This is a genomic window from Rhizobium sp. KNZ14-9A (genome assembly GCF_056755015.1).
Window position 1 is genome coordinate 1,294,122 of the sequence record NZ_JBPGXB010000002.1, and the last position, 12,429, is coordinate 1,306,550.

Below are 12,429 nucleotides of genomic sequence, written 5' to 3' on the forward strand. Positions count from 1 at the left end.
CCATGAGTGGTTTTCTGCATACCAACCTGCATTGTCTTGCGCTCGTCGCACGTCATCACGGCGTCGATCTTTCTCCTGAGCGGCTGCAGCACGATTATGCTGTCGGCAACGATCCCGTTGCCGTGCGGCAGCTCTTGCGCATGGCAAAGGATGCGGGCCTGAGGGCCAAGCATCTCGATCTCAACTGGCGAGGCCTGTTCCAGCTCGGCGAGGCCTTCCCGGTGCTGGCCGAACTCAACAACGGCAACTGGGTGGTCATCGCCGGCGCTGTCGGGGAGGGCGAGGAGGAGAGAATCCGGGTTCTCGACCCGCTTTCCTCGCGCGCCGAGGTGATCATGCTCAGCGAAGAGCAATTCGCCAGGGCCTGGCTCGGATCGGCGATCTTGCTGAAGCGCAATTATCGCATGTCCGATGAGGACCGGCCCTTCGGCTTCCGCTGGTTCGTCCCTGAGATCATCAAGCAGCGTAGCTTCTTCCGCGATGTCGCGCTCGCCGCCTTCGTGCTCTACGGCCTGGGGCTGATGACGCCGATCTTCTTCCAGCTCGTCATCGACAAGGTGCTCGTGCACCAGAGCTATGCGACGCTGACGGTTCTGACCGTCGGTATCGGGATCGCGCTGATCTTCGATGCGACCTTCAGCTTCCTGCGCCGCTATCTGCTGCTCTACGCCACGAACAGGATCGACATCCGCGTCGCCACCCGCACTTTCGGCCATCTGCTCAACCTGCCGATCGCGCTCTTCGAGCAGGCCTCGGCCGGCGTTCTCGTCAAGCATATGCAGCAGACGGGGCGCATCCGCGAATTCCTGACCGGCCGCCTGTTCCTGACGCTTCTCGATGGTGTCTCGCTCTTCGTCTTCGTGCCGATCCTGCTTCTCTACAGCGTCAAGCTGACGCTCGTCGTGCTCGGTTTCGCAGCCCTTGTCGGCATCGTGGTGATGATGCTCGTCGGGCCGTTCCAGCGCCGCCTGAAGGCGCTCTACCAGGCCGAAGGCGACCGGCAGGCCCTGCTGGTGGAAACCGTGCATGGCATGCGCACCGTCAAGTCGCTGGCGCTGGAGCCGCGCCAGCGCAAGGTGTGGGACGATTACTCGGCCCAGTCGATCTCGGTACGTTTCCGCGTCGAGAAGATCTCGACCATCGCCCAGTCGCTGACGGGACTTCTGGAAAAGCTGATGAGCGTTGCGATCATCGGTCTTGGCGCGCTCGATGTCTTCAGCGGCGCGATGACGATCGGTGCGCTGGTTGCCTTCAACATGCTCGCCGGCCGCGTCTCGGGGCCGCTCGTGCAGATCGTCACCATGGTGCATGAATATCAGGAAGTGGCTCTCTCCGTGCGCATGCTCGGCGAGATCATGAACCAGCGGCCGGAGCAGGCGGGCCGCGGGCGTGGCGTCAGGCCGCATCTGCATGGCCGCATCGAATTCGACAGGGTCAGCTTCCGCTATGCGCCTGATGCGGCGCCGGCGCTCGACAATGTCTCCTTCGCCATTCCGGCAGGCTGCGTCTTCGGCGTGGTCGGCAAGAGCGGCTCGGGCAAGACGACGATCACAAGGCTCATCCAGGGGCTCTACCAGAGCCAGGAGGGGCTGGTGCGCATGGACGGCTATGACAGCCGCGAGATCGACCTCGTGCATCTTCGAACCAGCATCGGCGTCGTGCTGCAGGATAATTTCCTGTTCCGCGGCTCGGTACGCGACAATATTGCCGCCGCCAAGCCCGATGCCAGCATCGAGGAGATCATGGAGGTCGCCCGCATTGCCGGCGCCGAAGAGTTCATCGAGCGCCTGCCGCGCGGCTTCGACACGATGCTGGAGGAAAATGGCTCCAACCTCTCGGGCGGCCAGAAGCAGCGGCTTGCCATTGCCCGCGCGCTGATCACCGATCCGAGGCTGCTGATCTTCGATGAGGCCACAAGTGCGCTCGACCCGGACAGCGAGGCGATCATCCGCGACAATCTCAGCCGCATCGCTGCCGGCCGCACTGTTATCATCGTCTCGCACCGGCTTTCGACGCTCGTCGATGCCGATGCCATTCTCGTCATCGATCGCGGCAAGGTCGCCGATATCGGCCGGCACGATCAGCTCGTGTCGCGCTGCATGACCTACCGCCACCTCTGGGCACAGCAGATGAGGCAGGTCGCATGAACGCGCACGTCAGAAAATCCGACGAAAACATGCCAGTTCCTTTAGACAAGGGCCCTTCAGGCAAGGGGCCATCAGACAAGGGCCCGGAGAAGGGCAGGGAACTCACTGCTCGCCCGCCGCTGCCGCCGGCAATTGCCGAATTCCAGTCCGACGCCGTCGAGCTTGAAGAACGCGCGCCGCCGCGCGTTGCCCGCATGACGCTCTACTGCGTCACGGCGCTGCTTGCCGCAGCGATCACCTGGGCCTCGGTCTCCTCCATCGACGAGGTGGTGATTGCGCCGGGCAAGCTCGTCACCACGCAGCCGACCATCGTCGTCCAGCCGCTCGAAACCTCGATCATCCGCACGATCGACGTGAAGGCCGGCGAGGTGGTGCGTGCCGGCCAGACGCTGGCGACGCTCGACGCCACCTTCAGCCAGGCCGATGTCGGGCAGCTGAGGGCGAAATTTTCCGCCCTCGACGCCCAGGTGAAGCGCCTGGAGGCCGAGCTTGCCGGCGAGGATTATTCGAAGATTGCCGGCAACACGAAGGATGAGCAGCTGCAAGTGCAGCTCTTCGGCCAGCGGCGGGCCTTCTACATGGCGCAGCTGCAGAATTTCGAACAGCAGATCGCCGGCCAGTCGTCCGTGCTTGCGGCAAACCGCAATCAGGAGGCCGTGCTGAACGACCGGCGCGACAATCTCTCGCAGATCGAGGCCACGCGAAAGAAACTCTATGACAAGGAAAGCGGCTCGCTTCTCACCATGCTCGGCTCGCGCGACGCCCGCCTCGATGTCGAGGCCGATATCACCGCCGTGCGCGGCAAGGCCGACGAGGCAGTCCACGCCTATGCGAAACTGCGCGCCGACCGCCAGGCCTTCATCGAGGATTTCCGCCGCGCCGCGATGGAGCAGCTGGTGGACCTGCGCGGCCAGCGTGACATGGCGGGCGAAGAGCAGAAGAAGATGGAGCTTCGCCGCAACATGGTGGCGCTGACCGCACCGGCAGACGCCGTCGTGCTCGATCTCGCCCAGCGCTCGGTCGGTTCCGTCGTGCGCGAGGCCGAGCCGGTGGTGACGCTGGTGCCGATCAACGTGCCGCTCGAAGCCGAAGTCTCGATCAATACCCGCGACATCGGCCGCATCGCCGTCGGCAAGGAAGCCCGCATCAAGCTCGACGCCTATCCCTTCCAGAAATACGGCACAGCAACGGGCGAAGTGCGAACGATCAGCGAGGACACCTTCCTCACCGGCCAGCCGGAACAGACCGCCACCCCGAGCCAGCCATCCGCCCCCTTCTTCAAGGCGCGCATTCTGCTGGCCGATACAAGGCTGAATGCTGCCGGAGCGCCGGTAAGATTGCTGCCGGGCATGACCGTGTCGACGGAGATCAAGGTCGGCCAACGGACGGTGATCTCCTATTTCCTCTATCCGCTGCTGCGCGGGCTGGATGATGCGATACGCGAACCGAATTGAGGGGTCCGCCGGCGAGGTGTAGGCGAGGGGCCTCCTACGCACGCCAGGGGATGGGGGTGGCGCCGAGGCTTTCGGCGGCCGCCCCCAGACCTTTTTTGCGGGGGCCGGTATTTAGATCCGCGAGGTTGGAGGGAGAAGCGGCGTTATCCATCTCCGTCATCGCTGTGGGAATCTGTCACGACGACGTTTAAGGCGGGCTCGCCGACAGCCGTGGCCGCTTCTGCGCGCAAGCGGATATTGTCGAAGGATAAGGCTGCTTTGCGCCCCCAGAGTGTCATAGGGAGCTAGCTAGCCCAGCCCCGAAAGCGGACAAGCAGATCATCGCATGGGGCTTTATGCATCAGCAAACAGATCAATCTTGTCCGACACGGCGACGCCCGGTGAGAAGGGCGTCGTCATCTCATAGGTCTGTGCGGAAGCCGTCGTATCGGCGGATAAGATGACCAAGCCTGGCAATACCGCGGCGGTGGCGCAAAGTAGTTTCGTCGTGGTGGTCGTCGCTCTCTTCTCATTCACATCCGGTACCGCGCACCAGCATGGTCGGGACAATTACTGCGCCACGACGGCCGGCGGCTGCCACGTTCCTTCGCCGGCCGGCAATATGGACGGCGCTTCGGTCTTCGGCCAATACAGGCGCATGACGAGATAGATCGTGTCATTGGGCGCAGGCAGCCAGTTTGCTTCCTTGTCCGCGCCGGGGTTGTCCTTCTGGATATAAAGTGTGAGCGAACCATCCCCGTTCTTTTTCATGCCCGGCAACATTGGCGAGTTGATGAGGTAGCGATCGATCGGATTCTTGATCAGGAGCTGGCTCTTGCCGTCATACATCGTGACCGACCAGAAGGAGTTCACCGGCGGCAGTTGGCCGGAGGGGAAGGTCAGTATGTAATTGTGCTTGCTTCCGTCGAGCGTCTGGCCTTGGCTATCGACGCGCGTGAACGGATAGGTCGCTTCCTCCGGGTCATTGCCATAGATGCCGGCCTGAGCAGCGACGGCGCGTTTCAACCAGTCACCATTGTAGTGGGCACTGTCTCCTGGAAGACCGCTAACCCGCCAGCCATTGATCGCCTTGCCGGCATTGTCGACGGCCTCGTCGACCTTCCGCTGGCCCTCCTTCATGCCGAGGCCAATCTCCAGCTTGTGCTCCAGTGGCAGATCCTTGAAGTCAAAGGACTTACCCGGCCCGATGCCGAGGCGTGCCAGCTTGGCCCTTATCTCCTTCTCATTGCCCTGCGCCGGCGCGAATTGCAGAGCGAAGTCGAGATAGTCGAAGAAGTTGGTCTTCGCGAGTTCTTTGTCGATCTTGGGGAAGTCGATGGTTGGCGCGGCCGCTGGGGGCGTCTGCTTCAGAAAGGCCGACAGCATCTGCACCTTGTAGCCAGCCTGCACCTTCTTGACGTTGTCGAGATCATCCGGGCCAAAAAGCTGGGTGCGATAACCTGCGAGGGAAAACTGCGTGCTCGAACGAAAAACCTGCTTGATGCCCGCCGGGGTGTCACCCTCCCAGTCAGGTCCGACCACCATGTAGTCGCCGGCATCGCTCCCCGTGGCTCGGGTGCCGATATAGCCGTAATTGTAGGTATTGCCGTCACAGAGCATGACAGAGTAGTAGCGCTTCGGGTCGATCGCCGGCACCGAAAGCACCACCGGTTCAGCTCGCAAATCCAGCCAGACGAAGGAATACGGCGTGTCGCTGTTGGGCGTGACGATTGCCGTGTCCTTGTAAGTGTAAACGTTGGGCTCGTTCTTGATTTGGTTGAACGGCGCCTTGAACTGCCCTGAATTGCGGTCTACCGCGTACTCGTACATGATGGCATAGTTCATCACGAGCGGCAGGCCGTAGATCAAGCCTTCCTCGGCAATGTCCTTGGCCTCGATAATATCTGGATAGCTTTGCGCCATCAGCAGGCTTGGTTTCACAATCGCGGCGCCAGCAGCGATCGCCGCGGCCGAGCGAAGTAGATCTCGCTTCGTCAACATTTGCCTTACTCCTCTTAGGTCGTGTCGAAGTCGGTTGCCTCGCTTCAGGCTGAGGCTAGTAAAGAACAGCGCGTCGGAAGCCACGCCTTGCCACGCCCGCATATGAAAGCGGCGTCAGCGGCATGCCGATGATGTCGATGAACACGGAAACCTTCGAGCCCTTCTCCGGCATTTCTCCGCCAACCACCTTCACCGTGTAGGTCAAGTTCTGGCCGTTCAGTTCCGGATTCTCCAGGGCGACGACGACCTGTTGGAGCTTGTTTGCTTCGAGGATGGACAGGTCTGCATTCGGCGGATCAGAGAGGAAGCTGTCCTTGCCCTTGCTCCAGAAAGGCACAAACGCTGTCGTATCCATATTCCCGGCAATGCGCTCGGGGCGGTCAGAGAAAAACAATGTTGTAGCGCCAATGCCTTCGAGCGTCAGCTTGTTCGCCGCTTTGTCGAAGGTCATCGCGCTTGCGGTCTGGACGAACAGGAAGTCAGCTACGTCATCGGCTGCTCCCGCCAGTCGGGGCCTAAGCGGCACCGCTGTCGCCGCAACGGCTGTGGCTGCGATCAGCAAGTTTCGTCTGGTCGTCATGGTCTTCCCTCCGGTTGATACAGCAGAAATTCTTTCGGAAGCAGGCTTCTTTGCTTGCGTGACACGCACGTTTTACTGCACTAATCACTATTCCTAATTTTGAAACCACTCATTTTACGCCACGGTTGCAATATTTCTGGAGCAATGCATGCATGGCTGAGATTCCCGTTATCTCCAACCGCATATTGCATGGCATGCCGGCCTTCATACGCCATGAAATGGGACCAAAGGCACTACTCCAGGCCAATCGCGCCGTAGGCTTTGATCTCGAACTGATTGAGGGCGAGAACTGCTTCATCCCGCACGCGGCGGTGATCGGCTTTGTCGAAGCGGCTGCACGCGCTGCCGGTGAGGCCAACTTTGGGGTTCTGATTGCCCCGATGATGAACGTCGCTAACTACGGCAGCTACGGACGCTACGTGATGGGTGCCGGCACCCTGGGGAAGGCCATCGAGCGCGCCATCTCCGGTCTTTGCTTTCATAGTACGGATGACAGGATGTCGGTCGCGATCGTCGGCAACGAGGTACGATACAGCTATGTCTTTGCGCTAGCCGGCCGTACCGGGTGGGGCAACACCGCGTGCGCGGCGGCGGGCGTCCTGCTTAGCCTCTTCAGGGCTTATTTGCCCCCTGACTGGCGACCGCTGCGCGTCGAGCTTGATACCGATAGGCCAAGCCAGACGAGACTTTTTGAAGACGTCTTCCATTGCCCGGTCCATTTCAACGCACCCGCGGTGACCATCGTCACGGAACGCCATCATCTGTCCGCTATGGCGAGGAGCACTTCATGGCCGATCGTCACCATCGAGGATGTGGCGCGAGACCGGCGGGGCGGTGCTCCAAGGGATTTGCTCAACGTGATCTTGGAGCAGATCCGGACCCAGGTTCTCACCGGCAGCATATCGATCGATAGCACGGCACTATTGATGGACACCAGTGTCCGAACACTGCAACGTGAGCTGAATCGGGCCGGCACCGATTTTCGCAGCTTGGCGAACGTAGTCAGGGCACAGCGAGCCACGGAATTACTCCGGCATACAAACGATTCGATCACGCGCGTATCGGCGGAACTGGGATATTCGTCCCCAGCCAATTTCGCTCGCGCTTTCCGAAAGGCAACCGGCAATGGGCCGAGGGAATTTCGCTCCGAAGGAGAACTCAAATAGGTATTGCACAACACGATCCTGCAGTTACTGGGCCGTCCTGCATGGAACGCTGGCCGAAAGGTCAGCGTCAAGAAACCACTGAAGCAGCGCGAGATCTGGGCGATCCGCTTCTTCCTCGACCGAGAGGCGCCTGAGAGATCGCGCGCTGTTTGATCTCGCGATCGACAGTAAGCTCCGAGGCTGCGGTCTTGTTAAGGTCAAGATCGGAACCCTCGTCACAGGTCAAGAAATTCGAATCCGCGCCATGGTCGTCCAGCAAAAGGCTCATGTACTCTGATCCTCGGGGACTAAACCTGTGGAACTCGATTGCACACGGCACTCTTGAGCGCGGTATGATCAATGCAGTGATCTCGTGATCCATTCTTTGCTTGTACTTGGCCTGTGGGGATCAACTGGCCGACCACCGGAAGAAGAAGGCGGCTGGAGGCTGAGGGAGGTGGGAACCTGCCCGAACTGTCGTACGCGTTGTCGTCGAAGCTCCGTGACCAGTTGAAGGCGGCTTTTCCAGCGTGACTTCCCAGAGCCCGCCAGTCCGCTTCCGGCCCCAAAGCGGACAAACGCTCAAATCGAAATCACCACCACACCAACCAAGCCAACAAACACACCAAGCCCCGGCAGATGCCGATAGTCGCGGTGTGCCGAAGCCGATACGAGATCGGAACTACGAGCCGGTTTTGAAGCCTTGGCGGCAGCGGTATCCCCGTTTTGCGCCGATGCGGAAATCGTGACGGAAACCTTCTGGGCGGCCCTTCACGGGCTTGTCGCGCTCGAACGTTCCGGCCGCATCAGGCCCGGCATGCGCGACCAGCGTATCGCGCTCGTCATCAAGGCGATCGCGGACGAGGGAGGCAACCCAACCTGACCGACGCCGAGGTCCGCTGTGTAGGATGAAGGCGGCTGCGCGACACACTATCGCGCCTCCAGCAGCCCCCTCAAACTACGGCGAAATCCATGTCACAATCCTGTTGGAATTGACGACTAGACGGGCGAAAAATCGGCAGCGAGGATCAGCACATGGCAGAAGAGAAGCCCCTGGATTTAACAGGAGAAATCGTCGACTTCGATGCCGGGCACGGAGAGGCCGCCACCGTCGAGATGGACGACTATTCCAAGAGCCTGGCGCAGGCGAAGGCAAAGTCCGTCAAGCTGGTGGACGCGATCACAGGCCACACACTGAAGAAGAAGGACGCCTTCCATTTTGACGATCTGCGTCCCGCGCTCGCCGATTTCGTGCGGCAGAAACACCCTGGCATCCGCTCGGACGACTATATCAGCCGCAAGATGGTCGATGACTATCGCGGCCAGTACATTGCCGAATTGCTGCGCGACGAACGCGGCGAGCTCTCCAACCTCGAAGACGAGGTCGTCGAGAGCCTGAAGACCCATGACACGCTCGCCGAAAACATCGAAGAGGATTACGAGGAACACCGTTCGCTCGGCGATCGTGTCGCCGATGTCGTCGCGACCTTCGGCGGAAGCTGGACCTTCATCATCTCCTTCTGCTTCTTCCTCGCCGTGTGGATGGGGATCAACCTGGTGCTTGGCGAGAAGGCTGCCTTCGACGTCTATCCCTTCATCCTGCTGAACCTCATCCTTTCGACCATTGCCGCCCTGCAGGCGCCGATCATCATGATGAGCCAGCGCCGCCAGGAAGCGAAGGACCGGTTGCGGGCGCTCAACGACTACAAGGTCAATCTCAAGGCCGAGCTGGAAATCCGCCACCTGCATGAGAAGGTCGATCACCTGTTGAACCGGCAGTGGGAACGGCTGACGGAGATCCAGCAGATCCAGATCGAAATGATGCTGGAACAGGCCAAGGCCGCCAATCGGGCGCTGAAGTTGAGCAAGGCGCAAAAATCCAAGACCAATGCGCTCAAAAGCCTCTTCAGCACGAAGCCCACGGCGGACGAGACCGACGAAAAGGGGGAATAGCCGGTCCACGCAATTCCGGCGCGGCCCCATTTTCCTTCCTGCTTACCGCGCTCAGGATGAGATCGTGGCAAGAGCGATCAGGCTGACGAAGACACTCAGCGGCGGAAGGTGCTGAGTGTTGCGGTGGCGCAGAACAGTGAAGATCGCGGCTGCGATGACGACCGCCCCAAGCGCCAGGCCGGGAATGCGGCTGACGGGAAGCGCAATCAGGGCGGCGCTCGATATTTCAAGTCCGCCCGTCAAAATACCCCACCAGCGCGGATAGCCCCACCGGGCAAAATCGCTTCGCGTGCCTGATGTGCCGATCGCATTGACGATCCCCGCGCCTGACAATGCGACGGCCAGGAACCAGAGTGAGAGAACATGAACCATCTCAGTGCGCACCTGTGATCATGGGAATGGCAGCCAGGAGCATGATTGCGGCCGTGAGGCCATGAATGCCGAAGGCGCTCTTGGCGGAGCCTTTCGCTGCGAGAATGACCAGCATGTCGCCGACGGGGATCATTGCCTCGATCAGCAGGACTATGCCGATCTCGCGTTGGACACCCCACAGCATGAAGGCAAGCACGAGCAATCCCGCCACGATGTCGCGAACGCCCTTGAGGCGAAGCCACGAGGGGATGTCAGGGTCATCTCCAGGAAGCGGCAGGCCAAAACTGCGCACCATGGTCGTCGGGCTCGCAATATAGCCGGTGCCGATCGCGATAATTGCGAGGGCCACAAGCAGTCCGATCCCATTCAGAAGCCAATCCATCACGCCATCCTTCTAGCGGTTTGAAATAATCTAGCAGTGCTAGATGTAAGCTAGTGTTGCTAGATATTCAAGCCGTGATATGATCCTAATGTCAGCGGGCAGGGCATGGAGGTTGGGAATGGGTATCGCAGAGCGAAAAAGCCGGGAACGCGCCGATCGCGAAGATCGTATCGTCGCGGCAGCCCGTGCAATTGCGGAGACCGAGGGATGGGATGCCGTCACGATCCGCCGCCTGGCCAAGGAGATCGAATACAGCCAGCCGGTTCTCTATTCACATTTCGAGAACAGGGACGCGATCGTAGCGGCAGTCGCAGTCGAGGGCTTCAGGGAGCTCACGGCCGTTCTTCGGGCGGCAGTGGACGGGGCGAACGACCGACGAGATGTCCTCACGGATGTCGCCATGGCCTATTTTGCCTTCGCGCATAGCCGCCCGTCGCTCTACCAGGCCATGTTTATCCTCCCGACCCAATTGCGGTTCGCGGAAGCCGACACGCGAGCGGAACTTCGGGCCGGTTTCGAGGTGCTGGCAGCAGCGGTCTCTCCGTTTTGCGCCGATGCGGAGATCGTGACCGAGACCTTCTGGGCAGCCCTTCACGGGCTTGCTGAGCTCGAACGGTCGGGCCGCATTCGGCCCGGCATGCGTGACGAACGCATCGCGCTCGTCGTCCGGGCGATCGTGGATGGAGGAGGCAACCCGCCGAGCCGTGACCCACGCGACCCGGGCGAATGACTGCTGGTGCCGGGCAGGGCGGAGGAGGCATGGCCTGCACTACCCCCGCAATTCCCCCTTCAAATGATCGGCCAGCCTCAGCGCCAGCGCCACAGCAGGCAATGTCGGGTTGGCCTGTCCGGAGACCGGGAAGACCGAGCTGCCGGCGACATAGAGGTTTTCGAGGTCGTGGCAGCGGCAATTGCCATCGACAACGCTTGAACGGGGCGAGGCGCCCATTCTGGTGAGCCCGATCTGGTGGTAGCCGTCGAGCGCCTGGCGGCGGACGGCGGTTTGCAGGCCGTCTTCGGGGTGGAGCCATTCGAAGGTGCCGATCCGCCGTTTGCCGATCCATTCCGCCAGGGCATGGTGGCACCTGATCAGCGAGGCGAGGTCCTCCTCGTCGAAGTCGAAACTGACGGCCAGTCGCTTCAGGCCGGTTTCATCGACCTCGGAGCTCAGCCGCACGCGGTTGGAAGCGACCGGCCGCTGTTCGCCATGATAGGCGAGCCAGTAGAGATGCTCGCCGTTCTTCACGAAGAAATTTGGCTGCCGCTCGGATTTGAGCGCTGCCGTCGTCAGCTGCAGGGCGGCGTTGAAGCTTTGCATGGGGTTTGCGACCATAGCGGACAGCGAAGCAGTGTCGGATACGCTCGCCTTGAAGGACAGCCGGCGCATCTTGCGCCTGCCGGTGATCGCCCTGAACATGTTCAGCGTGGCGCGGGCGCCCGCCGTCGCGTAGACCTCTTCCAGCGGCGGGCTGCGCAGCCAGAAGACGCTGTTTAAAAGATCGTGCTCGTTCTGCAGGGCGATGCTCGGTATCAGCCGCGAGCGGAACCAGGCGCCGGTGCCGTTGCGCCGGAAGAACATCTTTTCCATGAAGCTGCGATCGGTGAAGCGGATGCGGGCAAGCTCGCCGGCCAGATGCCCCATGTAATAGCGCCCGAGCGGGCCATCGACGCCGCCGAAAAGCCGCGGCGCGATTTCCTGTGCTGCCAGTAGCAGGCGGGCATTTTCGCGCCCGCCGCAGGCCAGCACGAAGATCGTTGCCCCCACGGAATGCAGCTTGCCGCGATGCCACACCATGAGCCGTTTCGTGCGGGCGCCTTCGCGATCGAGATCGAGCCCGATCACGGTAGCCTGGGTGACGAGGTGCAGGTTCGGCAGGCTTTCGATCAGCGCCCCATGCGCCTTGGCCATATCGGGCTCGCGGGCCCAGCTCTCGATCGAGGGTTCGAACTCACCTTCCATGTCAGGCATCTCGACGTCAGGTAGTTCGGCGCCGAGAAAGGTGCGGGCATCGTCATAATAGGCCCTGAAGGCGCTGTGTTCGATCGGCCAGCGGGCATCGCCGCGCGCCGGCCTGCCATCGAAATCGCTGTCGTCGAACTCCACGCATCGGCCGCCCCAGGCCTTCGAGGTGCCGCCGACTGCACGGCGGATCGTCAGGCTCGCTTCGGCATGGTGGGCGGTGCTGATGGAGGCCGCAGCCGCCAGCCGGTTCGTCTTTTCAGAGATGGCCTTGCCGCCGGATTCCAGGAGCGCGACCGAAAGCCCCGACCGGGCAAGCGCGATGCCCAGCGCCAGACCGACAGGCCCGGAGCCGACGACGCAAACATCGACGCGCCCCGCGAGCAGGTTTTGAAGCGACGAAATCATTTCACCACCCCGGCTTATGATGGCGGGATCATAGCCGGATTTCACGAA

At 61.3% G+C, this 12,429-nt stretch carries 12 protein-coding genes and 2 pseudogenes; 8 read left to right on the forward strand and 6 right to left on the reverse strand.

The annotated features are described in order from the left end of the window. Positions 1–2 precede the first annotated feature (2 nt). Positions 3–2,147 carry a peptidase domain-containing ABC transporter gene (locus ACR9ZQ_RS12680; RefSeq protein ID WP_481427958.1) on the forward strand — a complete coding sequence of 715 codons (2,145 nt, stop codon included), beginning with the start codon at positions 3–5 and terminating at the stop codon, positions 2,145–2,147. Continuing rightward, positions 2,144–3,601, forward strand: coding sequence for an HlyD family type I secretion periplasmic adaptor subunit (locus ACR9ZQ_RS12685; RefSeq protein WP_481427959.1), 1,458 nt, complete (start codon positions 2,144–2,146; stop codon positions 3,599–3,601). The genes ACR9ZQ_RS12680 and ACR9ZQ_RS12685 overlap by 4 nt, the downstream gene beginning before the upstream one ends. 333 nt (positions 3,602–3,934) lie before the next feature. On the opposite strand, the gene ACR9ZQ_RS12690 is transcribed toward ACR9ZQ_RS12685, so the two are convergent. The 3 genes from ACR9ZQ_RS12690 to ACR9ZQ_RS12700 are packed head-to-tail and all read right to left on the reverse strand — an operon-like array spanning position 3,935 to position 6,161. Further along, complete coding sequence (locus ACR9ZQ_RS12690) at positions 3,935–4,117, reverse strand: hypothetical protein (protein ID WP_310386241.1); 183 nt, start codon at positions 4,115–4,117, stop codon at positions 3,935–3,937. Between the two features lie 33 nt (positions 4,118–4,150). Beyond that, entirely contained in the window at positions 4,151–5,581 is a 1,431-nt protein-coding gene (locus ACR9ZQ_RS12695; protein WP_481429307.1) for a DUF1254 domain-containing protein, read from the reverse strand. A 55-nt stretch (positions 5,582–5,636) separates the two neighbouring features. Beyond that, positions 5,637–6,161: a hypothetical protein gene (locus tag ACR9ZQ_RS12700; protein ID WP_481427960.1), complete on the reverse strand. Its 525-nt coding sequence runs from the start codon at positions 6,159–6,161 to the stop codon at positions 5,637–5,639. Between the two features lie 152 nt (positions 6,162–6,313). Between ACR9ZQ_RS12700 and ACR9ZQ_RS12705 the strand changes: the two genes are divergently transcribed. From ACR9ZQ_RS12705 to ACR9ZQ_RS12725, 5 genes and pseudogenes are all read left to right on the forward strand, one after another. Beyond that, positions 6,314–7,327 carry an AraC family transcriptional regulator ligand-binding domain-containing protein gene (locus ACR9ZQ_RS12705; protein WP_310386237.1) on the forward strand — a complete coding sequence of 338 codons (1,014 nt, stop codon included), beginning with the start codon at positions 6,314–6,316 and terminating at the stop codon, positions 7,325–7,327. Further along, positions 7,324–7,589, forward strand: a pseudogene (locus ACR9ZQ_RS12710) (integrase); the annotation flags it as partial. The gene ACR9ZQ_RS12705 and the pseudogene ACR9ZQ_RS12710, both read left to right, overlap by 4 nt. A 4-nt stretch (positions 7,590–7,593) precedes the next feature. Further along, positions 7,594–7,683, forward strand: coding sequence for a hypothetical protein (locus tag ACR9ZQ_RS12715; protein WP_405049750.1), 90 nt, complete (start codon positions 7,594–7,596; stop codon positions 7,681–7,683). Positions 7,684–7,964: 281 nt separating this feature from the next. Further along, a pseudogene (locus tag ACR9ZQ_RS12720) lies at positions 7,965–8,189 on the forward strand (TetR family transcriptional regulator); the annotation flags it as partial. A 152-nt stretch (positions 8,190–8,341) separates the two neighbouring features. Next, the gene (locus ACR9ZQ_RS12725) at positions 8,342–9,259 is read left to right on the forward strand and encodes a DUF1003 domain-containing protein (RefSeq protein WP_113321279.1); all 918 of its coding nucleotides are present in this window, start codon (positions 8,342–8,344) and stop codon (positions 9,257–9,259) included. 51 nt (positions 9,260–9,310) lie between these two features. Here ACR9ZQ_RS12725 and ACR9ZQ_RS12730 read toward each other — a convergent pair whose 3' ends face one another. Further along, positions 9,311–9,631, reverse strand: a complete 321-nt coding sequence (locus tag ACR9ZQ_RS12730; protein WP_310386230.1) for a DoxX family protein — start codon at positions 9,629–9,631, stop codon at positions 9,311–9,313. Between the two features lies 1 nt (position 9,632). Continuing rightward, complete coding sequence (locus ACR9ZQ_RS12735) at positions 9,633–10,013, reverse strand: DUF4267 domain-containing protein (protein ID WP_310386228.1); 381 nt, start codon at positions 10,011–10,013, stop codon at positions 9,633–9,635. Positions 10,014–10,131: 118 nt separating this feature from the next. On the opposite strand from ACR9ZQ_RS12735, the gene ACR9ZQ_RS12740 reads away from it, so the two are divergent. Continuing rightward, complete coding sequence (locus ACR9ZQ_RS12740) at positions 10,132–10,743, forward strand: TetR/AcrR family transcriptional regulator (RefSeq protein WP_481427961.1); 612 nt, start codon at positions 10,132–10,134, stop codon at positions 10,741–10,743. Positions 10,744–10,782: 39 nt separating this feature from the next. On the opposite strand, the gene ACR9ZQ_RS12745 is transcribed toward ACR9ZQ_RS12740, so the two are convergent. Continuing rightward, the gene (locus tag ACR9ZQ_RS12745; RefSeq protein ID WP_481427962.1) at positions 10,783–12,381 is read right to left on the reverse strand and encodes a GMC oxidoreductase; all 1,599 of its coding nucleotides are present in this window, start codon (positions 12,379–12,381) and stop codon (positions 10,783–10,785) included. Positions 12,382–12,429: the final 48 nt, after the last annotated feature.